General features: G+C 46.8%; 2 protein-coding genes. Both read left to right on the forward strand.

Translation table 11 applies throughout. The annotated features are described in order from the left end of the window. Positions 1-535 (forward strand): phosphoheptose isomerase (locus R7E47_RS25100; RefSeq protein ID WP_318085501.1); only part of this gene is annotated, 535 nt, incomplete at its 5' end. A gap of 20 nt (positions 536-555) precedes the next feature. After that, positions 556-1,093: BON domain-containing protein (locus tag R7E47_RS25105; RefSeq protein WP_318085504.1), on the forward strand; the 538-nt coding region annotated here is incomplete at its 3' end.

Below are 1,093 nucleotides of genomic sequence, written 5' to 3' on the forward strand. Positions count from 1 at the left end.
CGCAGAAGCTCTGCCTGATGCGATCACGCACGCCGCTCAAGCCATGGTTTCGAGCTTGCTGAATGGCAACAAAATTCTTTGCTGCGGCAACGGTGGCAGCGCCTCAAATGCACAACAGTTTGTTTCTTGTCTTTTAAATCGCTTTGAGACCGAGCGCCCTAGCCTTCCCGCTATGGCGCTGACTGCGGACAACACCACACTAACGGCAGTTGCAAACGACTACCACTATCAAGAGATTTTCTCTAAGCAAGTTCGTGCATTTGGCCAACCAGGCGATATTCTTCTGGCGCTTTCTACCAGTGGCAACAGCAAAAACATCATCAAAGCGATGGAAGCCGCCGTAACTCGCGACATGACCATTATCGCCCTAACAGGTAAAGATGGTGGTGAGATGGCAGGATTACTGGGCGAAAACGATGTAGAAATTCGTATTCCATCCCATCGCACGGCTCGCATTCACGAAGTGCATATGGTCACTCTTCACTGCTTATGCGATTTAATTGACCAAGTACTTTTCCCTGCTCACGAAGAATAACAGATTTGAGAATCAGCATTATGATACGTAGCCTTGTCATTTTATGTACCATCTTAAGCTTGAGCGGATGTGCGGGACTGTTCATTGCTGGAGCTGCCACCACGGCAAATATTGTGACAGATACTCGCACCACGAAGCAGATCTGGCAAGACAACAATATTGAATTTGAAGTCGCAGCGATCGGTAATAAAGAACCATTTAAAGGGCATGTTCGAGTTGTTGCGAGCTCGTACAATGGTACGGTTGTTTTAATGGGCCAAGCTCCAACTCAAGATTTGATTAATCAAATTGAGCAACGAGCTAGAGCCATTGATGGCGTCAAAACCATTCATAACCAAATTAAGGCTAAAGAGCCATTGAGCGTGACGCAAATCAGCAACGACAGCTGGATCACAACCAAGGTAAAATCGGCTCTATTAACCGACTCAGACCTCAATGGCGTTAAAGTCAAAGTCATTACAGAGGATGGTGACGTATTTTTGTTTGGCTATGTAACCGCTCAGCAAGGTGAACGCGCGACGGAGATTTCGCGCAATATCTCTGGCGTAAAACAGGTGA

The sequence above is a fragment of the Vibrio sp. Vb1026 genome (genome assembly GCF_033338745.1).
GTDB classification, from domain to species: Bacteria; Pseudomonadota; Gammaproteobacteria; order Enterobacterales; family Vibrionaceae; genus Vibrio; species Vibrio alginolyticus.